The organism is uncultured Thiodictyon sp., assembly GCF_903946935.1.
Classification (GTDB): Bacteria; Pseudomonadota; Gammaproteobacteria; order Chromatiales; family Chromatiaceae; genus Thiodictyon.
This window is the reverse complement of record NZ_CAJAXH010000207.1, coordinates 1-23,624: the sequence shown is the minus strand read 5'-3', so window position 1 is coordinate 23,624 and position 23,624 is coordinate 1. Positions and strand designations below refer to the sequence as shown.

Sequence of the window (23,624 nt, the reverse complement as noted above, 5' to 3'; positions counted from 1 at the left end):
CGCCAGCCCCCAGATGACTGACACCATCGTCGCCAGTCCTCGGCTCGAACACTTCCCCATCTCCTTTTTCGCAATGGCGATGGGGATGTCGGGGCTGACTATCGGCTGGGAAAAGGCCCAGCACATCCTGGGCATGGATCTCAAGATCACCCCCTGGCTGATCGTTACCACGTCCCTGCTCTTTGTGGTGCTGGCCTTGAGCTACGTAATGAAGCTCGCGCTTTATCGCCAGGCCGTGCTCGCCGAACTGCGCCACCCGGTCAAGCTCAATTATTTTCCGACCATCTCCATCAGCCTGCTCCTGCTCAGTATCGCCTTCCTGCCCCTGGTCCCGAACCTGGCCCAGGGTTTGTGGCTGGCCGGGACCGGCTTGCACCTGGCCTTCACCCTCTATGTCGTGAATGTCTGGATGCACCACGAACATTTTAAGATCCAGCACATGAATCCAGCCTGGTTCTTTCCAGCGGTCGGTAATGTGCTGGTGCCGGTCGTCGGGGCGTCACTGGGCTATGTCGAGGTCTCCTGGTTCTTCTTCAGCGTCGGTCTGCTGTTCTGGGTGATGTTGATGACCATCATCCTCTATCGGGTGATGTTTCATGACCCGATTGACGAGCGCCTGATGCCGACGCTGTTCATCCTGATCGCCCCCCCGGCGCTGGCCTTCATCGCCTATAGCAATCTGGTGCCAACGCTCGATCCATTCGCCCGGGTGCTCTACTATGGTGGGCTATTTTTCACCCTGTTGCTCTTCACCCAGGCCGGCCGCTTCCTGCGGCTGCGGTTCTTCCTCTCATGGTGGGCGTATTCATTCCCGCTGGCGGCGATCAGTATCGCAAGCCTGGTGATGTTTGAGCGCACGGGCGCGGATGTCTACCGCTATCTGGGGTTCGGCCTGCTGATCCTGCTGACCGGGATCGTTGCCTTCCTGCTCGTGCGAACTGGGATCGCGGTCTGGCGACAAGCCATTTGCGTGCCTGGTCAATAACACGCAATGCCATGGCCTTCCAACTCGCGGTCCTCGCCGGGGCGCCCCCTAAACGAGCCTCATGCCTTGACTCATAACACGATGCAGCAACAATTGATTCGACTGTGGGATTTGCCGACCCGTCTATTTCACTGGCTACTCGCGGCGTTGGTGACAGCCGCCTTTGTCACTGGACTGACGGGCGGGAATGCGATGGTTTGGCATGGCCGCTTGGGGCTGCTGATTCTCGGCCTACTGACCTTTCGCTTGGTGTGGGGCCTGGTCGGCTCGACCTATGCACGCTTCGTCCAGTTCGTGCCCGGTCCCAAGACAATGCTGACCTATCTGCGCGGAGGTTGGCAGGGAATGGGGCACAATCCGCTTGGTGCATTGTCGGTGCTGGCGCTGCTCGGCCTCTTGTTGTTTCAGACCATCAGCGGTTTATTCGCCAACGATGACATCGCGTTCAACGGCCCGCTTCAGGATTTGGTGACCAAGCGCACGAGCGACTGGTTGACCGGTTTACACCACCAGGCCATTTGGCTCATTGGTGTACTGGTCACACTGCATGTGGGGGCCGTGCTGTTCCATACGCATCTACACAAAGACAATCTCATCACGCCGATGGTCACCGGGATTAAGTTGGCCACCAGCCCGGACGCTCGCGGGGCCACCGGCGGTGGCTGGCTCGCGTTGATCGCTGCGCTGACGATCGCCATCCTGGCAATCTGGATCGCGGCCGGCGGACTGCTGCCCACCGCGCCGATCACACCGGTACCCACTTGGTAAAGGAAGGCCGCCCGGATGGGCGGCACTGCTACCTTCAGTCCTTGGCGCGGAACTGATCGTGGCACGCCTTGCAGCTCTTACCCACATCGCCAAAAGCGGTTTTCACTGCACCCGCATCGCCGGTCGCAGCGACCTTGGCCAGTTGATCAGCCGCGGCGACGAAGTTACCGGCAAGCTTGCCGACCTCCGGCATCTTCTGGAAAAACTCAGGCTTGACATTGGTATGCACGTCACCGATGTCCTTATCGGTACCCGGACCATAGAGCGCGCCCATGCCTGAGTTAGCAATCGCCGCAATGACGTTGGCGGCCGCGGCGACCTGTTTCGCATCAAAGTCCCCTTCCAGGTTGGCCTTGATCTTACCCATATTCCAGCTCATAAACGTGTAACCGCCTTGGCGGATCTCGATCTGGTCTGCGGGTTTGACATCGGCCGCCAGCGCCGCGCCAGACAGGGCAACAGCGAACAGCCCAAGCGCGCATTGAACACTCATTGATTTCATACTTGATCTCCATACTCGGTGTGATTGGGTTAATCGGCGACCTTAGGATAGCCGGTTGTGGTTGAAACCGCCAGTCTCCCGCAGCGCCATTTCCGATACCACGTTTTGAGTTCACCATGTTTGCGACCTTTAGTATTATTTTCGCGATCACCCTGGCCTTGATTCCGGCGGGCGTCCATCTTGGGTTTCGTGCGCCCCGTACCCGGGAAACCGGATCGCCGGCGGATTACGGCCTGGCCTTTGAAGAGCTCAGTATCCCCACAGTACGCGGCCGTCAGCTGTTCGGCTGGCTCCTGCCGGCACCGGCGGCCACCTGCACCATCGTGGTGCTGCACGGTTGGGGCAGCAACGCCGAACTGATGTTGCCGCTGGCCGTCCCGCTGCGACGGGCCGGCTTTAACCTGTTACTCTGCGATTCGCGCAGTCATGGCCGCAGCGATGCGGACAGCTTTTCATCCCTGCCCCGCTTCGCCGAGGACCTCGGGATGGCGATCCTCTGGCTCAAAGCGCAGCACCCACACCTGGCCGATCGCATCGCGGTGCTTGGTCATTCGGTGGGCGCGGGCGCCGCCTTGTTCGAGGCCTCGCGTAATGCAGATATTGCGGCGGTGATCAGTATCGCCGCGTTCGCGGACCCCGCCCAAGTGACCGCCGGCTATCTGCGCCCGCTGCACTTCCCGCGTCTGCTCATCCGCCTGGTCTGCCGCTATGTGGAATGGGTCATCGGCTATCGCTTCGCGGCGATTGCGCCGATGAACACCGTTCGCTCAATCGCCTGCCCCATCTTGCTGGTGCATGGCACGGCCGACCGGACGGTCGCCGTGGACGATGCGCACCTGATTCTGACCAACTGCCCTGCCCCGCACGCCCGCCTGCTGGAGATCGACGGCGCCGGACATGATTCGGTGGACCGGATCGAGCAGCACGTCGGCGAGCTTCTGGGGTTCCTCGAGCAACACTGCCCCGCCAGATAGCTGTCCTTATTCACCACCACGGAGCATCCTCTGATGACATCGAACTACGAAACTTTCTTCACGCTTGACAGCTTTGCCGTCGTCGGACGCTCTCAGGCCAAACCCTTCCCGATTCTCAGTTATCGCCGGTTGAAGGCCATGCGCAAACTGGCCTATGCGGTCGACCCCAGCACCAATCTCATCGACGGTGACAAGGCTTACCCCAACCTCCCCGCCTTACCGACTCCTGTCGCAGGCGTGATCCTCGAGGTGCCAAAGGCGGAAACCAGAGATTGGATCGCCGCCGCTGCGGATGCCGGGATCAGGGATGTCTGGGTACACATGGCCCACGACACCCCGGAGGCCGTCGCCTTGGCCAAGGAGAAGGGCATCAACCTGCGCACCGGCACCTGTGCCGTCATGTATCTGAACCCCGGCCTGTCCTATCACAGCATCCATAAGTTCATCATGACGATCGCCGGCAAATACTGACGCCAAGCGCCCCGGCCAACCGGGCCGGGGCTTCTCAATCAGGCCGGGGCCCGGTGGATCAGGGCGGCTGCTTGCAGAAATACCAGTCCACGTACGCAAAAGATTCACACGATCCCCGGGCGCCGGCCAGCAATTCGCAACGACGTACCGCGAGCGAACTCCCTACACTGTCTCTCAGGATTACGCCGACATAAACTACATGCACGCAGTGGTTACGCCTCCTCCCCGGGACATTGTCTCCACAGGCGTTGGCAGAACCGGGCAGGACCGCCCCAGGAAATAGTCTATTGACATTCGGTCTATAGATTGCTATCCTAGAGACTCGTTAGAAATCACGAGTAAGTTACATGCCTGGTGGACTTGGTCCCGGACCTGGGCGAGGCCGCGGCGGCGGGCAGCGCAAGATGTTCTTCCTGCAATCCTGTCTGCTGGTGCTGTTGCACCGCGAGCCGGGTTACGGCTATAGCCTGATGAGCGGCCTCACTGAGTTCGGCTTCGAGGCTGGGCAGATGGACATCAGCATCCTCTACCGGGTGCTGCGTGACCTGGAAGCGGCGCAACTGGTGAGTAGCGCCTGGGACGAGAACAGTCTTGGTCCCAAGCGGCGGGTGTATACCATCACCGCCGAGGGCGAGGCCCGCCTGAACGACTGGATGCAATTGCTGCGGCAACGGCGCAGGCACATCGAAACGCTTGAGGCGGCTTATGACACCGTCAACAAGAGCGATTGAAACAGCAAGACCTCTGAGAGGTAAAGATCATGCCATATAAAGACGGTACCGGACCCACTGGACAAGGTACAAACGCGGGACGCAATGCCGGACGCTGCGCGGGTCAGGGAGGCGCTGGGCGCCCCGGCGGTCGCGGCTTAGGTGGCGGTCGTGGTCGTGGACTCGGCCGCGGTACAACGGCGCCGCTCCCAGCGCTTGGCGCCAGCCAGGATCACTCCTGGATCGGCAGCCAACTCAAGAGCCTGCAAGCCGCTATCCAGGGGCTGACGGCGCGGCTCGACACGCTCGACAAGCACTAGAGCAGGCCGGGGGCGATCATGACTTGATCGCCCCGCGCCGCTCGCCTTCTCACTCACCGAGATCATCGATCATGAAACTCGCTATTTCCTCCTCCGGCACGACCCTCGACTCACCCTTTGACGCACGCTTCGGTCGCGCCGCCGCCTTTTGCCTGGTGGACTCGGAGACCGGCATCTGGACGACCCATGCCAACCCCGCGCTGGCGGCGGCCGGCGGGGCCGGCGTGCAGGCGGCGCAATTCGTCGCCACACTCGGCGCCCAGGCGGTGGTCAGTGGTGCCTACGGGCCCAAGGCCTATGACACACTCTCCGCCGCGGGCATCGCACGCATGCTCGCGCCGGCCAATGACGCACACAGCGTCGCCGAGGTTGTGGCACTGTTCAAGGCGGGGCAATTGACCCAGGCCGGCGCCGCCAGCCACAACGGCCATCACGGGGCCTGACGCCAATGCGCATCGTCGTCGCCAGCGGCAAGGGTGGCACCGGCAAGACCACCGTGGCCACCAGTCTGGCACTGGTTGCCGCGCAGCAGCATACCGTATGCTTTCGCGATTGCGATGTGGAAGCGCCCAATGCCGCCTTGTTTCTACACCCGGCCTTTGACACCCACCGCGAGGTCGGCATCCTCATCCCGCAGATCGACGCGCAGCAGTGTACCTATTGCGGCAAGTGCGCGCGGGTGTGCCAATTTAACGCCATCGCCATCGTCGGCAAGAAGGCGCTGATCTTCCCCGAACTCTGCCACGGCTGCGGCAGTTGCACTCTGGTCTGTCCGGAACAGGCCATCAGCGAGCGGCTCGCCGTCTCGGGCGCACTCGACAGCGGAGTCACCCCGGAAGGCATCGTCTTTGCCCAGGGCGTGATGGACGTCGGCCAACCGATGGCCGTGCCGATCCTGCGCGAACTCAAGGAGTGGTCCGCCACCGACGTCACTGCGGCCCCGGACATCGAAATCCGCGACGCCCCACCCGGGGCCTCCTGCCCGGTAGTGGAGACCATGCGCGGTGCGGACTTTGTGTTGCTGGTGACTGAACCGACCCCCTTTGGTCTACACGACCTGAAACAGGTGGCCGCCATCGCGGGGCAGTTGGGTCTGCCGGCCGGGGTGGTGATCAACCGTGACGGCATCGGCGACGACAGCGTCGGCGCCTACTGTGCCGAAAACGCGCTGCCGATTCTGTTGCGCATCCCGATGCAGCGCGAGATTGCCGAGGCCATCGCCCGCGGTCACAGTCTGGTGGAGACCGTGCCGGAATACCGGCCACTGTTCAGCAACCTGTTGGATCAGATCAGCGCCAGGTTAGATACATGAAGCAGCTCGTTATCCTCAGCGGCAAGGGTGGCACCGGCAAGACCAGTGTCACGGCCGCCTTTGCCCATCTGGCGTCCCTTGGGCCATTCGCCGACCAGGTCGTGCTGGCCGATGCGGATGTGGATGCCGCCAACCTCCAATTGGTCCTGAGGCCGCAGTTACGCGAACAAGAGGAGTTTCGCGGCGGCCAGGTGGCACTCATCGATCAGGATACCTGCGTACGCTGCGGCGACTGCGAGTCGGTCTGCCGTTTCGCCGCCATTGACGAGAACACCGGCGACTATGTGGTGGACCCCATCGCCTGTGACGGCTGCGCGGCCTGTGTGTATCAGTGCCCTACCGGGAGCATCGCCATGCAGGAGCAGGTGGTCGGCACCTTCAGCGTCTCCGACAGCCGCTATGGCCCCCTCTACCATGCCGACCTGTTCCCCGGGGGTGAAAACTCGGGCAAGCTGGTCACTTTGGTCAAACAGCGCGCCCGCGCACGGGCACTGGACGATCAGCGGCAATTGCTCTTGGTCGATGGACCGCCCGGAATCGGTTGCCCGGTCATCTCGGCGGTCTCCGGGGCCGACTTGGCCCTGATGGTCACTGAGCCCACGGTCGCCGGCATCCACGACCTGCGCCGGACCCTCGACACCGTGCGACATTTCGGCGTACGAGCACTCGTGTGCATCAATAAGGCCGACCTCTATCCCGCTGGGGTGCAAGAGATCGAGTCCTATTGCCACGCGCACGGCATCACGACGCTCGGCAGCATCCCATTCGATCTGACCGTCGCCGACGCCATGGTGGCCGGCGAGGCCATTACCTCCTATCGCCCGGGCTCCCCCGCCGGGCTTGCCATCTCCGCCGTGTGGGAGCGCCTCACCGCGACCCTCATGGACGTTGAAACACTCGCCAACTAGGATATCCAAAATGAAAATCGCCATCACTGCTGAAACCGATAACGGCCTCGACAGCCAAGTAGCCCAGCACTTCGGTCATGCCCCCTTCTTCGTCCTGGTCGACGTCGAGCAAGGCGCCATCCAGGCCGCACTGAGCATCGCCAATCCATTCGCCGAAAACCACGAGCCGGGGCAGATCCCCGACTTCATCAAGCAGCAACAGGCCGAGGTGATGTTGAGCGGCGGCATGGGCGGGCGCGCGATCCAGTTCTTCACCCAAGCGGGCGTCAAGACCGCCACCGGCGCCAGCGGCACGGTCCGCCAAGCGCTGGAAAACTACCTGGGCGGCACGCTCACCAGCGCCGCGCCCTGCGATGAGAGCGTGGCGCACGGCCACGGGCACGACCACGGCTGATCCCAAACCGCCCTTAAACCTAGAAATCGCAGTTCGTCCGCAAATAAACGCCAATGAACGCAAATCATCGGAAGCTTGGGCTAGGCCGCCAGCTCGCCTCGCGGGTAACAACGGGGCCGAGCCCAACAATCTCATTCATTTGCGTTTGTTGCGTTCATTTGCGGACAATGATTCTTTTCAGGTTAAATCACTTTTGAGGACTCTCGCTATGGCATCGCAACCGCTCAGAATCGTTGTCATCGGTGGCTCTGCCGCCGGCCCCAAGGCGGCGGCCAAGGCGCGCCGCCTGGATGAACATGCCGCCATTACCATCATCCAGAAGGAGACCGATCTGTCGATGGCCTCCTGCGGCTACCCCTATTATGTCGGCGGGGTCTTCGACGACCGCAATCTATTGATCAGTACCCCGGCGGGGATCGTGCGCGATTCCAGCTTTTTCCAGAAGGCCAAGGGCATCGAGGCCCTGGTGGAAACCGAGGCGGTGTCCATCGACCGCAAGGCCAAGACGGTCACCTGCAAGCACCTGCCCAGCGGTGCGACCCGCACCGTGCCCTATGACAAGCTCGTAATCGCCACCGGCGCCACCACGCTCTATCCGCCCGTCGCCGGAGTGAATCTGGATGGCGTACTGAGCCTGCATTCGCTGGCGGATGCCGATGCGCTGCGCGCGGTGCGCGACGCCAAGCAGGTTCGCGAGGCGGTGGTGGTCGGTGGCGGGCTGATCGGTTTCGAGGTCTGCGAGGCCCTGCACCTGGCCGGCATCCAGACCACCGTCATCGAGAAGACCGCCGCGATCCTGCCCTTCCTCGACGCGGAGCTCTCCAAGCTCGTGGCGAATTATGTCCGCACCCATGGCGCAGACATCATCAAGGGTAACGGCGTCGCCGCCTTCCTCGGCGAGGACGGAAAACTCACCGGGGTCAAGCTCGATAATGGCACCGAGCTGCCTTGCCAACTGGCGGTGGTGGCGGTCGGGGTCAAACCCAATGTGACGCTCGCCGCGTCGGCGGGTCTCGCGATCGGCGCCCTGGGCGGGATCGAGGTCAATGACTCGATGCAAACCTCAGATCCGGACATCTATGCCGGCGGCGATTGCGTGGAGTGTACCTCGCTCATCACCGGGGCGAAGGTGCGTGCGCCCTATGGCGACCTGGCCAACCTGCAGGGGCGGGTCATCGGGCAGAACCTGATCCAGGCCGACAGTGCGAAATTCCCTGGGGTCACGCACACTGGCATCTGCAAGATATTCGATTACACGGTCGGCTTTACCGGACTCAGCGCGGACCAGGCGCGCGCCGCCGGCCTCACCGACATCGAACAGGTGACCGTATCCGGGCTCGACATTCCGGGCTTCATGAATGGCCAGATGCTGATCAGCAAGATGGTCGCTGACCGCAAGACCGGCCGAATCCTGGGCTATCAGTGTATCGGCCCCGGCGATGTCAGCAAGCGGGTAGCCACGGTGGCGATGGCGATCCGGGGCCAACTCAGCATTGCTGACCTGGTCAATGCGGACCTGCCCTATGCCCCGCCCTACTCGCTGGCGCTCGATCATGTGATCGTCTGTGCCCATGTCATGGAAAACAAGCTGCTCGGGCGTATGCAGGGCCTGTCGGTCAGCGAGGTCAAGCAGCGGGTCGACAGTGGTGCGGACTGCTTTATACTCGACACCCGTACCCCGCCGGAATTCGAGTCCATGCGGCTCGGTATCGGCGAGACCCTGATCCCGCAGGGCGCGCTGCGCGGTCGGCTCAATGAGTTGCCGCAGGACAAGGATCGCGAGGTCATCGTCTACTGCGCCATCTCGTTGCGTGGCTATGAGTGTGCGGCTATCCTTCAGGGGTGTGGCTGGCGCAACGTCAAGGTCATGGAGGGCGGTGTCGCCGCCTGGCCCTATCCGCGGGAGCGCTAGCCGGCACCCTGAGGTCCCCGCATGCACGAGCACACCTGGCCCAGCCTGTTCCCAACCCTGGCCGCGGGCGACCCCGCGACCCGTGCAGTGGTGGCGGGCGCCCACCGTCTGGAGTTGCCGCCGGGGCAACCGGTCTTCCACGTCGGTGCGTCCTGCTCCAACTATGTCCTAGTGCTCACCGGAAGCATGCGGGTGCAGGTCATCGGGGAGGACGGGCGCGCGGCGCTGCTCTACCGGGTGTTGCCCGGTGAGGCCTGCGTCCTCACCACCTGCTGCATCCTCTCCGGCGACAGCTATCCGGCCGCGGCCTATACTGAGTCGCAAGTCACCGCCCTGAGCCTCACCAAGGCGGTCTTCGACCGCGCACTGGAGGAGGCGCCGGTGTTCCGGCGCTTCGTCTTCACCAACCTGGGGGCACGCATGGCCCAGGTGATTACCCGCCTGGAGGAGCTCGCCTTCCGGCCTATCGACCGCCGGCTGGTGGATTTCCTGTTGCTGAATACCGGCCAAGGACCGGCCGCAACCATCACCGCCACCCATCAGGAGATCGCGGTGGAGTTGGGGACCGCCCGCGAGGTGGTGTCGCGTCACCTCAAGCGCCTGGAAGCGGCCGGCCTGGTGCGGCTGGGACGCGCCTCGATCGAGCTACTGGACCGCCCCGCGCTGGCACGGATCGGCTTCGGCCCTCTGTGACTATGTCACTGAAGACTTAAGCTAGACGTGTTATTTTAACGAATGACCCAAACCCCATTGGGCCGCCGCCGATACACCATTTGGAGAATTGACCCATGAACATGACCAAGAACGCTGGAACCATCGATCGCGCCGTGCGCGCCATTGCCGGAATCGCCCTGATCGCCCTGGCCTTCACCGGCAGCATCGGCATCTGGGGCTGGATCGGCATCGTCCCGCTCGCCACCGCCCTGATCGGCTGGTGCCCGGCCTACACCGTATTCGGCATCAATACCTGCAAGAGCTGACGATCGTTGCGGCCACCGCACGCCCTCATAGGGTGCGGTGGGCCCGCGAACCGCACCAGCCGCCCGCGGTGCGGTCCTTGCCGCAGCCGATCTGGGTCGCCCCCCGGCCACTGGCCTGACCAGTCAAGCCGACCCAGCACCCTGGCGCCAGGCGCGACTCACCGTAAATCCGGTAGTTATTCACGCCAAGGCGCCAAGCTCGCCAAGAAATACAATAGGGCAAGCATAAAACTAGATTAATAGCATTGTTAATAGCCCAAGAAGGCAGTTAAGACGCTGAAAAACCTTGGCGAGCTTGGCGCCTTGGCGTGAGAACTGCTTCTTAGGTCCACACGCCGACGCAAGGCAGACCTTCGCGCCGGCCCGGCGCCCGCGCCCGGCTGAATGTACCCACGATTTCCAGGTAGTAAGCCATTGAGGCCGCGAGGACAGCCACATCGCTGTTGTCGCGGCCTTTTTTTTGGCCGCCTGAGCGCCATGTTCCGGCGACCTCGGCGCGGGCAAGGGCCGCACCTTCCCTCCCCGCCGACAAACGGACCGCTATTCCTGTATCATGTCATCCCAATAGTGACGGGATTCGGCGAGGTCTCAACGCGTCCCACGGCAGCCGCCGAGCGGCCCAAGACCGCGCCAAACCACCTCCGCCCAACCCGTCAATGACATGAATATGATTGAGACAGACAGATGGTCACCCTACGCGAACCGATCCAAGGTCAACCGTTCAACGACGTATTGAACGAGCTGCACGCACACGCCATCACCGGCGTACCTGACGAATCAGACCCCTTCGTACTGAACGAGCTGGAGCGCGAGTATATCGCCTACGCGCTGGCGCTCTACTATCAATGCGACCACTGCCAGGTACACCATGGCAAGGCGATCGACCGGCTGCGCCGGCAAGCGGATACATCGCCCTGGAACTGGCGCGAAGAGTTCATCAAGACGATCCTGTTCCTGCGCACGGATCGTCGGGACATCTGTGATTTGGAGTGGGATGGATGGCTCAAGGCATGGCGCAACTTCACCACCCATGTTCATTATCGGCACCCGGGCCTGGCGTGCTATCTGGCCTATGCTGTCGGTATTGCCCGCCATGACGAGTTACTGATGGAGCTGGCCTTCGGCTCGATCAACACCAACAATAAAGACAATGATGAGCTGCTGGGTATCGTGCGCGACATCGACCGCCTGGTCGTCTTTATGAAGGCGGCGACCTCCAAGAACCGCACCGACCCGATCATCCGCGCCCAACTACGCACGCGCGGCATCATGGTTTAGACTGATTCGCTATTCGCTCACGCGCCCCGGGCCGACCGGGGCATCGCCGAGTCTGGATGTTCGCATGAAGAAACCACGCAAAGTCGGCCCCGCGGCGCCCAAGTCCAAAGGACCCTCGGCGCCCGCGCTGCTGGCCCTGGCCCAAGGCCACGCCGCCGCGGGCCGTTGGCGCGAGGCCACCGCGTCCTACAAGGACCTGCTCAAGATCGAGGACCGCCCGCAGTGGCGGGGCGAACTGGCAGCGGCCTACGCCGGTCGGGCCCGGGAGTTGGCGGCCAAGGGCATGCCCAAGGAAGCCCTCACGCTCTGGGAGAATCGCGCCCAGGTGGCCCCGGAACTGCCGCCAGACCCGGACTATTTTACCCTGCTCCTGCGCTTGGGACAGGTCCAGGCGGCGCTCGACCTGCTGGCCCGAACAGGGGAGCGCCTGGATGCGGCGACCCTAACCGCCCTGCGCTCCCACCTGGCCGCCCTGCATCTGGCGGCCGAACCAGCGGTGGCGGCGGGGCTCGGCGCCGATGATCCGATCCGCGTCCAGGGACCGGTCGCCACCGCGGCCCTCGACGCCTACTGCCGGGGCGATGACAACGCCCTGCGCGACGCCTTGGCCGCCATCCCCTTCCGCTCGCCCTATCGCGACTTGGCCCAGGTCCTCAAGGCCCTGCAGCGGGCTGCGACGGCCCCCACCGAGGCGTCTGCGCTGCTCGAACGGATCGGCGACGACTCGGGCTTTGCCCCCCTGCGGCGCGCCTGTGCCCTGGCCCTGGGGCCAGCGCAAACACTCACTGCACGGCTGGCGGACGCCGGGAATCACACCCGTCGCTTCGCCCTGACCCTGGCCGGCTGGGGCGATGAGCGCCAAGCACTATGGGAAGAGACGCGCAAGGTCGCGGGCCACGGCCCGCAGCCCCTGCTGCGCCTGCTGCACCGCCGCCGGGTGCTCCTGGGCGAGGACTGGGCGCGGCGCCAGGCGCTGCGCCTGCTGGCCCCCGGCTTCCCCAAGAGCGCGGCCCTGATCGCCGAAGGGGGCGCGCGTCGCCTGTCAGCGGAAGAGCGGCTGCTGGTCGCCGCCTGGCACGCCGAGGACGTCAACAACCCTTGGGAGGACATCGAGGCCTGGTCTGCCTATGCCCACCACCTGATCCAGACCGGCCCAGGACCGGCCGGGAGCGTCGGGGCACTGCGCGTCGCACTGGTGCTGCGCCGCGTGGACGACCAGCGGGAGATCCTGGCCAAGTCGGCTCCGTCCCAGGAATTCGATGCCTCGGACCGGGCCTTGGTCGACGCGCTCACCTTGAGCCTCGAGTATGACCCGGACGCCCCTGAAATCTACGAGCGTCTGGTCCGCTATTATCTGCGCGGCGGCGACCTCAAGACCGCCCGCCACCGGCTGGAACAGGGGCTCAAACGCTTACCCAAGGATGTCGGACTCCTAACCGCCGCACTGGACCTGGCCCTGGCCGGGGACGCCTTCAAGAAGGCCGCCCGCTATGCCCGCGAGGTCCTGGCCCTGGACCCGATCAATACCGGCGCCCGGGAGCGACTGGTGAAGGCCCATCTGGCCCATGCCCGCAAGCAGATCCGCAGCGCCCGCGCCGACCTGGCCCGCAAGGAACTGGAGCAGGCCGCCGCGTGGGATCAAGGCGGGCGCTGGCATGACCGGCGCGACCTGCTCGTCGGCCTGCTCGACCTCACCGAGGATGAAGCCCGCGGCCGGGCGGCCTTGGGCGCGCAGGTCGCCGCCCTGGGCGGTGGCCTGTCCGCCACCCTCGCCCTGGCCCTGGAGGCGGTCGCCATCGGCCGCACCCCGGCCTGGGCGCTCAAGGCCGTCGGGCTGGGCAAGGTCAAGGTGTCCGACCAGGCGGACCTGACGGCCTTCCTGGCACGGCTGCGCGCCCACCTGGACGGGGGCGATGGGCTCGCGGCTGCGTTGCGACTGCTGTTTGATAAACCGCTCGGCGCCGCCGCCACATGGCCCCTCACCCCGGCCGAGTCGGAGTCGGCCTGTGATACCCTGCGCCGGGCCGGTTTGAGCGAGGCGCGGCGGGCCTTCGCCGAGGCCGCACTCAAGCGCTGGCCGGGCACCCCCGTGTTTGTGCTGCATCAGTTCGAGTCCCGGCGGACGGGTCCCGGGAGCTATCCGAATCGCACCGAGATGGCCCGGCTGGAAGACGCCATGGTCCAGGCGCAAGAGTCCGGGGACGAGCGCACCGCCCATCGCATCGAGCAGGTCATCATGCGGTATGCACCGCCCGGACTCTTCGGCGGCCGCTCCGGCGGGTTCTTCGCCAACCCGTTCGAGGATGATTTCGACGATGACGATGACGACGAGGGTCCGGACCCGCGCCCATTCGAGCTTCGACCGGACGACGCACTGCGCGCCATGATCGAGATCGTGGGGATCGACCAACTGCTCAAGATGGCCGGGATCGATGCCAAGGAGCGCGCCGAGTTCAAGCAGCGGGAGCGCGAGATAGGCCGGGCGCGGATGATCGAGGAGATAGCCGAACTGATGCGCGAGTCGCTACTCGACTTCGGCCCCGGGATGCGGCCCGGACCGGCCCCCCGGATCAATCCGCCCAAGCCCGGTCCCAAGGACAAGCGTGGCGGCCGTCAGGCGCCGGCCCCCGAGCCCCCGAACGATGACGACCCCGAGCAGTTTGAACTGTTTTAGACCAGCGAGCGACGAGCGAGCGATGAGCGACCCCTACCTGACCCTTGGATTGCCCCCGGACGCGGACGACGACGCCGTCCACGCCGCCTATCTGGCGGCCGTCAAGACCTGCCCGCCGGAGCGCGACCCCCAACGCTTCCAGGCCATTCGCGCCGCCTACGAGTCACTGCGCACGCAGCGCGCCCGCCTCGCCCAGGCACTGTTCGACCGGGAACCCCCGAGCCTGACCGACATCCTCGACCGGGCCGACCCGGTGGGCGCCCCGCGGCGCCCCAGCCGTGTACTCTTCGATGCACTGCTGCGTGGGGGGGACTGATGGACGCCGCGGCCCGCGAGCAACTGCTCGGGCGCTTCAGCGCCTATCTCGACGGTCTGGATGAGGGCGCGACCGATGACGCCGCCGCCGCGACCGCCGAGGCCGCGACACCGGACCTTTTCACCCTGCTCGCGCAGCTCGCCGCCCTCAAGAATGAGGTGAAGATCGAGTCCCGCCAGGTGAAAGGGGCGCTGGATCGGTTCCGCGACGCCTTCGACCTGGTCCGCCAGGCCCAGACCCGGCTGGAGGAGGGGCAGACCCAGCGCGCCGAGGCCGAACGGCGCGCCCGCGAGGACCAGCAGCGCGATCTGCTGCTGGAACTGCTGGAGCTGCGTGACCGGCTCCAGGCGGCAGCGAATCAGGCGCACCGCTACCGCCCCGGCTGGCTCATCCGGTGGGGGGGCGCGGCCGGTTTCGTCGCCGCCATGGCGGCGGGGCTCGACATGAATCTGCGGCGCCTGGACGACCTCCTCGCCCGGCGCGGTGTGCAGGCGCTGCGGGCGATCGGCCAGCGCTTCGATCCCCATACCATGCATGCAGCCGAGATCGGCCGCGACCCCAAGCAGGTCACGGGCGTGGTGCTGGCCGAGGTGCGCCGGGGCTTCGTCCAGGGCGAGCGCCTGCTGCGCCCGGCCGAGGTCGTGGTCAACCGGCTGACGCAGAGCGAGCCTTAGCGCGGCCTGATCTCAGACCGATTTCCACTTCGATTACACTCGACCCGACATCAGACACCATGAGCGACATCATTATCGGCATCGACCTCGGCACCACCAACTCGGAGGTGGCGGTGGTTCAGGACGGGGTCTCCCGCATCATCGAGGTGGACGGGGCCAAGCTCCTGCCCTCCGTCGTGGGTTTGGCGGACGACGGCACCCTGCTGGTCGGCCAGGCGGCCCGCAACCAGTTTGCACTCTATCCGGAGCGCACCATCCGCTCGATTAAGCGGCGCATGGGGGAGGACGTCAAGGTCGCGATGGGGCCCCAGTCCTACACCCCGCAGGAGATCTCGGCCCTGATCTTGAAGCGCCTGAAGCAGGCGGCGGAGCGCGACCTGGGGCAGCCGGTGACCCGCGCGGTCATCACGGTCCCGGCCTATTTCTCCGACGCCCAGCGCCAGGCGACCCGTGACGCCGGCGACCTGGCGGGGCTTGAGGTGGTGCGCATCATCAACGAGCCGACCGCCGCCGCGCTGGCCTACGAGGTGGACCACCCCCAGGGCAAGACCATCCTGGTCTACGACCTGGGCGGTGGGACCTTCGACGTCTCCGTGGTGCGGATCGCCAAGGACCTGACCGAGGTCCTGGCGAGCCACGGCAACAATCAGTTGGGCGGGGACGACTTCGATGACCGGATCATCGACCACCTGCTGGAGCACCTGCGCGCCCAGGGCCATGACCCGCGCGAGAACCGCCCCGCCATGGCGCGACTCACCCGCGCCGCCGAGGCCGCCAAGATCGCCCTGTCCGATGCCCCCTTCGCCCTGATCCAGGAGGAGTATCTGCTGGAGCGCGTGGGGGCGCCGGTGCATCTGTCGCTGGAGCTGTCGCGCGAAGACTACGAGGCGATGATCGAGCCCTATCTGCGCGAGACCCTGGATGCCATGCATATCGCCGTCAAAGGGGCCGGGCTTACCGTCGCCGACCTGGACGAGGTGCTGCTGGTCGGCGGGGCGACCCGCACGCCGCTGGTGCAACGGCGCCTGGAGGAGGCCCTGGGGATGCAGCCACGCAGCGAGGTGGACCCGGATCTGTGCGTCGCCACCGGGGCGGCCATTCAGGCGGCGGTCATTGCCGGGGTGCAGGTGGCCAGCGTGCTGGTGGACGTGACCCCCTATACCTTTGGCACCAGTGCCCTGGACGAGTTGAACGGAGAGCCCTATCCCTATACTTTTATCCCGCTGATCCGCAAGAACACCGCCATCCCGGTGACCAAGAGCGATGCCTTTGAAACCGTGTACGACGGCCAGCGCAGCGTCCAGGTCGAGGTCTACCAGGGCGAGGACCCGGACGCGCTCAACAACATCCGGATCGGCTCCTTCCTCATCGACGGACTCTCGGACGTGCCGGCCGGCAACGTCATCATCACCAGTTTTTCACTGGACGTGAACGGCATCCTGCACGTCACCTCGCGGGAGAAGCGCACCGGATTGGAAGCGCACATTACCATCGACAATGCCACCGCCCGCTTTGCCGAGGACGAGTTGGCCGCCGCCCGCGAACGACTGTCCGCCTTCATCGACGCCGATGAGGGCGACCTGGTGGACAGCGCCGAGTTCGCGGATGGGGCCGCCGACGCCGCGGGCGAGCGACGCGAGGCCGTCGCCGCCCGCGCCCTGGTGGAAAAGGCCGAGCGCCTGCTGGAGGGGGCCAACACGGATGACCGCGACGACCTGGTAGACGGCATCGAGGCGGTGCGCGACGCCCTGGCGACGGACGACATCAAGGCCCTGGAATTGGCGGTCGCCCAACTCGCCGATCTGATCTATTACCTGGAAGCTTAACGGGGACCCCGGATGGACCGCTGCCCGAATTGCCGTGCCCGCCGGGAAGCCGAGGAGACCTGCCGCCGCTGCGGGATGGACTTGTGTGGACTACTCGCGGTGGAACAGGCGGCCGCGGGACTGATCACCCACGCCCTGCGCCAACTCGCCGCGGGCGAGGTTGCCGCGGCGATCCAGACCCTGACCAGGGCCCGCGCACTCAACGCGGACCCCTTCATTGTGCATCTGTTAGGGTTTCTGCGGCACTTGGCTGATGAGCCATCACGGGCCAATCAGGATCATCAGCTTGCGTAAGGCGTTACCGAAAGAGGTAAGACACTATGCCCGTCACATCTAAATCCGGGAGGGTGTTTGAACTGCCGGACACGGACGAAGAAACGGCGATTCGCGCCGGCATCGCCACCGATCCGGATGCCAGTGAATTGTCGGCGGCGGCGCTCAAGACGCTGCGCCGGGTTGGTCGGCCAGAGGCGCCGTCCACCAAGAAGCCGGTGTCGATCCGACTCTCGCCGGAGGTCTTGGCCTACTTCAAGGCGACCGGGACGGGCTGGCAGACCCGCATGGATGCAGTGTTGCGCCAGTTCGTGGACCAACAGCGGCCCGGTCACTGATCGCCCTCCCCACCGCCGCTTCATCGGCTCGGTAAGCCCGCGGCAATTTTGCTTTCTGTCGGCAAGCGATATACCCTATACGCAAAACAGGAAAAGAGCACGGCGGTCGTTATGGCGATGACGACGAGGGTTGAGGTTGGCGTGGAGGAAGTGACCGAGGTATCGCAACCCGTCTTCAGTACGCGGGGGCGGCAGCTTGGGCTCTTTGAGCTGTTCGCTGCCATCCAGGCCGGGGACTCACTGGAACTCACCCGCTTGCAGCCGCACCAGCGCGGCCCGGCGGTCACCTGCCTGGCGGTCATGATGGTCGCGCTGCGGCGCTATGCCGTTGCCCCACCGCAAGCGGCGGCGGACTGGGAGCGGGAATGGCTGGCGCAGGTCGGTGCCGATGCGCTGCGGCTCATCGCCGTCCTATGACCCGATCGCCGAGATGGATGGCCTGGCGGCCGAGCTGTTGCGGCGCTTCCCGCTGGCGCTCGTGGCCGCGCCGCCGATCCAATGGACCTCCTCGCTGGACCACCTCTATGCCGGGCTGGTGATGCTGGCCGACTGGCTCGGCTCCAGCCTGCCGGTGATGGGTGAGGACTGGCGCCCGGAGGCGGTCGCGACCCTGCTCGACTCACTGCCCTGGTCCCGTTGGCACTCGGGCGCGCCAGCGACGGCGATCCTGCCGGGCGCACCCATCGGGGCTCAGGTGGTGATCGGTGCGGTGCCGCTCGCGCAGCGGCTGGTCGTGTTCGAGGCGCCCACCGGGACCGGCAAGACTGAGGCCGCGCTGCTGCGTGCGCTCGCTGGTGCGGCGGCAATTGGCGCTCGGCGGGCATTGCCTGCTGATGTCCGCCACCCCCGGCGAGGTGCTGCGCGCCGAGTTGCAGCAGCGCCCGCGGCTGCCGTTGGCGCAGGCGCTGGCCGTGCCTTACCCCGCGGTCAATACGCTATCCGTCGCGGTGGCGACCGTCGGCTCGTCGCTGCGCTGCTGGTCGGTGTCATCGGCAAGGGCGGCACCCGGAGGCCGCTCGCCATCGTCGCCACCCAGACCGCGGAGGACTGAGGCGGTTCCGACACGACTGGGGAAGGCACAGTCACCGTCGAACTGCACGTGGCGCTGGCCTCCCCATTCACCGGATCGGCCATTGAGGCGCTGCCGGTGCCGGCGCGCTGGCTGCGCGATGTCGCGCCCGGCACGGCGGGTGTCCCGACACCGGATGGCGCGGGCGGTTACCGGGTGGACATCGGGCAGCGGCGATTTCAATATGGTTTGCTGGGATTGCGGCGCGCGGGTTGACCGCTGATCGAGCCCACCGCGAGCCTGTGGCGTCGAATGCGCTAAACCGTCGCCAGGACCAGGATCAGCGGCTTACGGCCTTTCCAATGCGAAGAATCCCGATTAGTTGCCTTCAGCCGCCCGCGGGCGGCTGGCGTATCCAGTCCTCAAAGCGTAAACTCCCGCCCCTCGCTGCGGGACTGGTAGATGTCCAGCACCAACTCATCCACTTCCGGATCGGTCCCCTGCCAGCGTCCGGCCAATGCCTGCCAGGCCCCAAGCTGGGCGTCGGTCTCCTGCTTGAGTCGGGTCGCGGGATCGGTGCAGGGCTCCAGTGCCTGCTCCAACAGCCAGATCGCCTCCCGGTTCAAGCTGCGTTGGTCCGCGGCGGCCCGCGTGCGCAACCGCTCCATCAAGGGGGACGGAATATCTTTTAGGGTCAAGGAGGGCAAAGGGTCACACTCGCCGATGGCAGGCAATGCAACCATTTTGGTGTCAGCCTGCGGGTAAGTCAATTTCTCCCATGTGAGAGACGGTTCACGCGCTGGATCTCGTCGCGAACCTGCGGGTCGTTGAGATCCGGTAGGTACGACTTAAGTCGCACCTACAGCAGATCCGATGGTGGCTGGGACCAGATTCTCCGGCAATCGCCTGAATGCGCTAAACCATCGCCAACACCAAAATCAACAGGGTCTCGGTCAACTCCACCAGTGCCCCCGCCGTGTCGCCGGTGAAGCCGCCCAGCCGTTCGAGCAGCACCCGGCGCAGCGGCCAATAGAGGGCCGCCGCCGTCGCCAGCAACAGCACTCCGACCCATCCCAACACCGCCACCGTGGCGCCGCCCGCGAGTGCCACCACCAGGCGGCAGGCACCCGGCGGGGCCTCCCGCGCGGGATCGCCCGCCATCCCTTGGGGACGGGCATAGGGCGTGCCGATCAGCAGCAGCGGCAACTGCGCCCGCGCGAGCAGGGGCACCCACAGGAGCGACCAGCCGTCCCCCGCCCCGATCAGGGCCGTCAAGGCGGCGAATTTTGCGATCAGGACCAGCACCAGCGCGGTCACCCCGGCTGGACCGCTCGCCGGGTCTTTCATGATGGCTAGGGTCCGCTCGCGGCTCCCCTGCCCCCCCACCCAGGCATCCGCAGTGTCCGCCAGGCCGTCGAGATGCAGCCCCCCGGTCGACCAGACCCACAAGGCCAGCACCAGGGCCGCCGTCACCCCGGCCGGGCGATTGAGCAGCCCCGGCCCCAGCAGCACCGCGGCCAGGCCGATCGCGAGCCCCAGCAGCAGGCCGATCGCGGGATACCAGGGGACCGCCCGGCCGAGCTCGGCCGGCGCCACCTGACCCGGGTCGGGAAACGGGAAACGCGAGAGTAAGCGGCCTGCGATCCAAAGCGGACGCAGTGTCAGACGTGCGGTACTGCGATCAATGTCCATCGTTGCGCCCAAAACGGAGTCGTTGTCACGCCAAGGCGCCAAGCTCGCCAAGTCTTTACAGGCGACTTACCCAGCAGCTCATCTCGATACTGGATCGACCCGAGTGTCTTTCTTGGCGAGCTTGGCGCCTTGGCGTGAGTCATTTCCGGACTCAGTTCGCTGCTGCGCCATGGGCCATGAGGCTCGGACGCCCCGGCGGCGCGGGCAGCCGCAAGCGCGTCACACAGGCGTAAGGGACCTCGAGCAGGAGCCCAGCACCGTCCGCCATGCCCAGGACCTGCGCCAGGATGACCCGCAGCACACCGCCATGGGTCAGCACCAGCGTGTGCGGCCCATCGCCCTCGATCAAGCCCTGCCAGGCGGCAAGCACCCGCGCGCGAAAGTCCATGAAGGGCTCGGCCCCGGGCGGGGTATAACCCACCGGGTCGTCCCAAAAGCGGGCCAAGTCCGCGGCGGGGATTTGGTCGGCGGCCAGACCCTCCCAGTCGCCGAAGCGCCGTTCAGCCAACGCCTCGACCAACGCCAGTGGACGCTCGCGCTCCGCGGCCAGCGTGCGGGCAAACTCGGCGCAGCGCCGGGAGGGGGAACTGGCGATGCGGGTCAGGTCCGGCGCCAACGCGGCGGCGCGGCGCAACTGCGCCCACCCAGCCGCGCTCAACGGATCGTCCTGACCGCCGCGAAACCGCGCACCGCCCTGGACCTCGCCATGACGCACCAGGGTGATGAAGCGATCGGTCACTACCCCGCCACCCCCGCCTCGGCGAAAGTCGCCATGCCGTTGTGCAGTGTACAGGCAAGACGCACCAGCGGCAGGGCCACCGCGGCGCCGCTACCCTCACCCAACCGCATCCCGAGATCCACCAATGGCCGCGCATCCAGCCCGGCGAGCAGCGCACGGTGGCCGGGCTCGGCGGAACCGTGCGAGAACAACAGCCACTCACGCAGGCTGGGGTTGATCCGGCAGGCGCAGAGCGCCGCGGCCGTGCTGATAAAGCCGTCGACGAGCACCGGAATCCGCTGCTGGCCGCAGGCCAGATAACACCCCGCCATGGCAGCGATCTCGAAACCGCCAAGCCGCTCCAGGATGGCCAATGGCGAGACTGGCGGGGCGCTGTCCGGCGCCGCGTGCAGGGCCAGGGCGCAGTCCACCACCGCGGCCTTGTGACGGATGCCGGCCTTGTCGAGCCCGGTCCCGGGCCCGACCAGGAGCTCCGCCGGCAGCCCCAGCAGGGCACAGGCCAGGGCCGCCGCCGGGGTGGTATTGCCGATCCCCATCTCACCGCCGATCAACAGACGCACGCCCGCCGCAGCGGCCCGCTCGGCGGCGCGGCGCCCGATCGCCAGCGCCGCGGTGACCTGTTCGTGGGTCATCGCCGGCCCCTGGACCAGATTGGCGGTGCCGGGGCCGACGCCCTCGCAGCGCACCCCGGGCACCCCGGTGAGGTCGCCCAGGGTGCCGCAATCGATCACCTCGAGTGCGGCGCCCAGGGTGCGGGCCAACACCGAGATGGCGGCCCCGCCGCCGGCGATATTGCGCACCATCGATACAGTGACCGACTGCGGATAGGCCGAGACGCCCTCAGCCACCACCCCGTGATCGCCCGCGAACAGACAAATCTGCACCGGATCGACGCTCGGCTTGGGGTTATCCTGGAGCGCGGCCAGTTGGATCGCCAGCGACTCCAGTTGGCCCAGCGCCCCCCGGGGTTTGGTGAGTTGATCCTGGCGTTGGCGTGCCGCCTGCGCCGCGGCCTCCGAGGGGGCGGGACAGGGGATGGAAAGCCAGTCGAGTGAATCGGTCATCATGCGAGCCCAAACGTTGGTGTGTGTTGATGTGTGGTCATGGCAGACACAGCGACTGTTTGGTTCACGGACTCACGCGGCGGTCCCCTTCAGCATCAACGGCAGACCGGCGACGATCAGGACCACCCGGGCGCAGCGGGCGGCGAGTTGCTGATGCAGCGTCCCCGCCAGGTCGCAATAGCGGCGCGACAGCTCCCCCAAGGGGGTCACGCCCAGGTTGCTCTCATTGCCGACCAGGATCACCCGCCCGGGGGCGCTCGCCACCACCCCGAGCAGGGCCTGGATCTCGCGCTCGGTCCGGTCCGCATCGGCCTCCATCAGCAGGTTGGTAAGCCACAGGGTGAGACACTCCACCAGGCAGCAGCGCCCAGCGGCGGCCGCCTCCGCCAACCGCTCGGCCAGGGCCAGGGGCTCCTCCACCAGACACCAGTCGGCGGGGCGGCGGCGCTGGTGCTCGGCGATGCGCCGGGCCATCGCCGCGTCGCCGGCCCGCGCGGTGGCCAGATAGGTGACCGGCTGCCCGCAGTCCAGGGCCAGCCGTTCGGCAAAGCGGCTCTTACCCGAGCGCACCCCACCCAGCACCAGGGTATGCCCGGCGGGTGCGAGCGGACTCACAGCTCAATGCCTGGCTGCGCCTTAACCCCGGCGTCGAACGCGTGTTTGATCGGACGCATCTCGGTCACCGTATCGGCGATCTCGATCAGCCCGGGCGGGGCGCCGCGCCCGGTCACCACCGCGTGCTGGTGGGGCGGGCGGGTGTCCAGGGCCGCGAGCACCGGGTCGAGCGGCACCAGACCCAGCTTCAAGGCGATATTGAGCTCATCCATCACCACCAGTTGGTAGGCCGGATCGGCGAGGAACCGCGCCGCTGTCTCCCAGGCCGCCAGGGCCGCGCGCCGATCCAGCTCAGGGTCCTGGCTCTCCCAGGTAAACCCCTCCCCCATCACGTGATACTCCAGCTCAGGGAAGCGCCGAAAAAAGGACTCCTCACCGGTGGCGCGGTGGCCCTTGATGAACTGGACCACCGCCACCTTCATGCCATGACCCAGGGCGCGGGCGACCATCCCGAAGGCGGATGAGCTCTTGCCCTTGCCGTTGCCGGTGTTGACCACCAGCACGCCGCGGTCGAGCGTGGCGCCGGCCACGCGGGCGTCCACAATCTCCTTGTGGCGCTGCATGCGCCGGCGATGGCGCTCGCGCGCGGCGTCATCGTTCATTGGGGTGGTCGCGGTCATGTGGGCAGACTCAGGTATGAGGGACGCGGCATGTAGCTGGTCGGGACGTTCCCGACGGCCGACCATTGTAGGGGTTCGGACGGTAACGCACTAGGAGGCTGTCGGCGACTCAGCAATTCCAAATTTGACCCTATCCCGTGTTCGGTCGGCCGCGGGTCTTGCGCGGAGCCGGCCGTAGCGCCTCGAGCATGAAGTCAAACAGGTCATCCCAGGAGTCGAAGGGGAGGTACTGAGCGAGCGCGCGCAGGTGTTCAAAGAACGTCTGGCGCG

Annotated in this window: 30 protein-coding genes; 23 read left to right on the top strand and 7 right to left on the bottom strand. The window is 66.0% G+C overall.

Annotated elements, in window-relative coordinates:
- Positions 1-13: 13 nt before the first annotated feature.
- Both QZX93_RS17590 and QZX93_RS17585 read left to right on the top strand, forming a co-directional pair.
- Positions 14-985, top strand: coding sequence for an SLAC1 anion channel family protein (locus QZX93_RS17590; RefSeq protein ID WP_295388757.1), 972 nt, complete (start codon positions 14-16; stop codon positions 983-985).
- Positions 986-1,066: 81 nt separating this feature from the next.
- Complete coding sequence (locus QZX93_RS17585) at positions 1,067-1,753, top strand: cytochrome b/b6 domain-containing protein (RefSeq protein WP_295388758.1); 687 nt, start codon at positions 1,067-1,069, stop codon at positions 1,751-1,753.
- Positions 1,754-1,787: 34 nt separating this feature from the next.
- Here the strand turns inward: QZX93_RS17585 and QZX93_RS17580 are convergent, their stop codons facing one another.
- Entirely contained in the window at positions 1,788-2,255 is a 468-nt protein-coding gene (locus QZX93_RS17580; RefSeq protein ID WP_295388759.1) for a cytochrome c, read from the bottom strand.
- 116 nt (positions 2,256-2,371) lie between these two features.
- Between QZX93_RS17580 and QZX93_RS17575 the strand changes: the two genes are divergently transcribed.
- The 21 genes from QZX93_RS17575 (at position 2,372) to QZX93_RS17480 (ending at position 18,900) form a co-directional block, all read left to right on the top strand.
- Complete coding sequence (locus tag QZX93_RS17575; RefSeq protein ID WP_295388760.1) at positions 2,372-3,229, top strand: alpha/beta fold hydrolase; 858 nt, start codon at positions 2,372-2,374, stop codon at positions 3,227-3,229.
- Between the two features lie 33 nt (positions 3,230-3,262).
- Positions 3,263-3,700, top strand: coding sequence for a CoA-binding protein (locus tag QZX93_RS17570; RefSeq protein WP_295388761.1), 438 nt, complete (start codon positions 3,263-3,265; stop codon positions 3,698-3,700).
- 404 nt (positions 3,701-4,104) lie between these two features.
- Complete coding sequence (locus tag QZX93_RS17565) at positions 4,105-4,431, top strand: PadR family transcriptional regulator (RefSeq protein ID WP_295388762.1); 327 nt, start codon at positions 4,105-4,107, stop codon at positions 4,429-4,431.
- Between the two features lie 29 nt (positions 4,432-4,460).
- A complete protein-coding gene (locus tag QZX93_RS27450; protein ID WP_366760628.1) occupies positions 4,461-4,730 on the top strand; it encodes a DUF5320 domain-containing protein in 270 nt (89 codons plus the stop codon).
- A 71-nt stretch (positions 4,731-4,801) separates the two neighbouring features.
- On the top strand, positions 4,802-5,173 hold the full coding sequence (locus QZX93_RS17560) for a NifB/NifX family molybdenum-iron cluster-binding protein (RefSeq protein WP_295388763.1): 372 nt from the start codon (positions 4,802-4,804) through the stop codon (positions 5,171-5,173).
- 5 nt (positions 5,174-5,178) lie between these two features.
- Positions 5,179-6,042 carry an ATP-binding protein gene (locus QZX93_RS17555; RefSeq protein WP_295388764.1) on the top strand — a complete coding sequence of 288 codons (864 nt, stop codon included), beginning with the start codon at positions 5,179-5,181 and terminating at the stop codon, positions 6,040-6,042.
- Positions 6,039-6,950 carry an ATP-binding protein gene (locus tag QZX93_RS17550; RefSeq protein ID WP_295388765.1) on the top strand — a complete coding sequence of 304 codons (912 nt, stop codon included), beginning with the start codon at positions 6,039-6,041 and terminating at the stop codon, positions 6,948-6,950. Before QZX93_RS17555 ends, QZX93_RS17550 begins: the two co-directional genes overlap by 4 nt.
- 10 nt (positions 6,951-6,960) lie before the next feature.
- Entirely contained in the window at positions 6,961-7,344 is a 384-nt protein-coding gene (locus QZX93_RS17545; RefSeq protein WP_295388766.1) for a NifB/NifX family molybdenum-iron cluster-binding protein, read from the top strand.
- Between the two features lie 208 nt (positions 7,345-7,552).
- Complete coding sequence (locus QZX93_RS17540) at positions 7,553-9,256, top strand: FAD-dependent oxidoreductase (protein ID WP_295388767.1); 1,704 nt, start codon at positions 7,553-7,555, stop codon at positions 9,254-9,256.
- Positions 9,257-9,277: 21 nt separating this feature from the next.
- Positions 9,278-9,949 carry a Crp/Fnr family transcriptional regulator gene (locus QZX93_RS17535; RefSeq protein ID WP_295388768.1) on the top strand — a complete coding sequence of 224 codons (672 nt, stop codon included), beginning with the start codon at positions 9,278-9,280 and terminating at the stop codon, positions 9,947-9,949.
- 95 nt (positions 9,950-10,044) lie between these two features.
- A complete protein-coding gene (locus QZX93_RS17530; RefSeq protein WP_295388769.1) occupies positions 10,045-10,236 on the top strand; it encodes a DUF2892 domain-containing protein in 192 nt (63 codons plus the stop codon).
- 684 nt (positions 10,237-10,920) lie between these two features.
- Positions 10,921-11,514 carry a hypothetical protein gene (locus QZX93_RS17525; protein ID WP_295388770.1) on the top strand — a complete coding sequence of 198 codons (594 nt, stop codon included), beginning with the start codon at positions 10,921-10,923 and terminating at the stop codon, positions 11,512-11,514.
- 64 nt (positions 11,515-11,578) lie between these two features.
- A complete protein-coding gene (locus tag QZX93_RS17520) occupies positions 11,579-14,188 on the top strand; it encodes a hypothetical protein (protein WP_295388771.1) in 2,610 nt (869 codons plus the stop codon).
- Positions 14,189-14,210: 22 nt separating this feature from the next.
- Positions 14,211-14,504 carry a DnaJ domain-containing protein gene (locus tag QZX93_RS17515; RefSeq protein ID WP_295388772.1) on the top strand — a complete coding sequence of 98 codons (294 nt, stop codon included), beginning with the start codon at positions 14,211-14,213 and terminating at the stop codon, positions 14,502-14,504.
- Positions 14,504-15,178: a nucleotide exchange factor GrpE gene (grpE, locus tag QZX93_RS17510; protein ID WP_295388773.1), complete on the top strand. Its 675-nt coding sequence runs from the start codon at positions 14,504-14,506 to the stop codon at positions 15,176-15,178. Before QZX93_RS17515 ends, grpE begins: the two co-directional genes overlap by 1 nt.
- 59 nt (positions 15,179-15,237) lie before the next feature.
- Positions 15,238-17,004 carry an Hsp70 family protein gene (locus QZX93_RS17505; RefSeq protein ID WP_295388774.1) on the top strand — a complete coding sequence of 589 codons (1,767 nt, stop codon included), beginning with the start codon at positions 15,238-15,240 and terminating at the stop codon, positions 17,002-17,004.
- 12 nt (positions 17,005-17,016) lie between these two features.
- Positions 17,017-17,298 (top strand): hypothetical protein, encoded by a 282-nt coding sequence (locus tag QZX93_RS17500; protein WP_295388775.1) that lies wholly within the window; start codon positions 17,017-17,019, stop codon positions 17,296-17,298.
- A gap of 26 nt (positions 17,299-17,324) precedes the next feature.
- On the top strand, positions 17,325-17,615 hold the full coding sequence (locus QZX93_RS17495; protein WP_295388776.1) for a BrnA antitoxin family protein: 291 nt from the start codon (positions 17,325-17,327) through the stop codon (positions 17,613-17,615).
- 117 nt (positions 17,616-17,732) lie between these two features.
- Positions 17,733-18,032, top strand: a complete 300-nt coding sequence (locus QZX93_RS17490) for a hypothetical protein (protein ID WP_295388777.1) — start codon at positions 17,733-17,735, stop codon at positions 18,030-18,032.
- On the top strand, positions 18,004-18,666 hold the full coding sequence (locus QZX93_RS17485) for a hypothetical protein (protein ID WP_295388778.1): 663 nt from the start codon (positions 18,004-18,006) through the stop codon (positions 18,664-18,666). The genes QZX93_RS17490 and QZX93_RS17485 overlap by 29 nt, the downstream gene beginning before the upstream one ends.
- A gap of 48 nt (positions 18,667-18,714) precedes the next feature.
- Positions 18,715-18,900, top strand: coding sequence for a hypothetical protein (locus QZX93_RS17480; RefSeq protein ID WP_295388779.1), 186 nt, complete (start codon positions 18,715-18,717; stop codon positions 18,898-18,900).
- A 146-nt stretch (positions 18,901-19,046) separates the two neighbouring features.
- On the opposite strand, the gene QZX93_RS17475 is transcribed toward QZX93_RS17480, so the two are convergent.
- The 6 genes from QZX93_RS17475 to cobO all read right to left on the bottom strand — a co-directional run bounded on the left by QZX93_RS17475 (position 19,047) and on the right by cobO (position 23,336).
- Positions 19,047-19,367, bottom strand: coding sequence for a hypothetical protein (locus QZX93_RS17475; protein ID WP_295388780.1), 321 nt, complete (start codon positions 19,365-19,367; stop codon positions 19,047-19,049).
- A gap of 172 nt (positions 19,368-19,539) precedes the next feature.
- Positions 19,540-20,316: an adenosylcobinamide-GDP ribazoletransferase gene (locus QZX93_RS17470; protein ID WP_295388781.1), complete on the bottom strand. Its 777-nt coding sequence runs from the start codon at positions 20,314-20,316 to the stop codon at positions 19,540-19,542.
- 151 nt (positions 20,317-20,467) lie between these two features.
- Entirely contained in the window at positions 20,468-21,055 is a 588-nt protein-coding gene (locus tag QZX93_RS17465) for a histidine phosphatase family protein (protein ID WP_295388782.1), read from the bottom strand.
- Complete coding sequence (gene cobT / locus QZX93_RS17460; protein ID WP_295388784.1) at positions 21,055-22,119, bottom strand: nicotinate-nucleotide--dimethylbenzimidazole phosphoribosyltransferase; 1,065 nt, start codon at positions 22,117-22,119, stop codon at positions 21,055-21,057. Before cobT ends, QZX93_RS17465 begins: the two co-directional genes overlap by 1 nt.
- Before the next feature lie 72 nt (positions 22,120-22,191).
- Positions 22,192-22,734 carry a bifunctional adenosylcobinamide kinase/adenosylcobinamide-phosphate guanylyltransferase gene (gene cobU / locus QZX93_RS17455; RefSeq protein ID WP_295388783.1) on the bottom strand — a complete coding sequence of 181 codons (543 nt, stop codon included), beginning with the start codon at positions 22,732-22,734 and terminating at the stop codon, positions 22,192-22,194.
- Positions 22,731-23,336, bottom strand: coding sequence for a cob(I)yrinic acid a,c-diamide adenosyltransferase (cobO, locus tag QZX93_RS17450; RefSeq protein ID WP_295388785.1), 606 nt, complete (start codon positions 23,334-23,336; stop codon positions 22,731-22,733). The genes cobU and cobO overlap by 4 nt, the downstream gene beginning before the upstream one ends.
- Between the last annotated feature and the right edge of the window lie 288 nt (positions 23,337-23,624).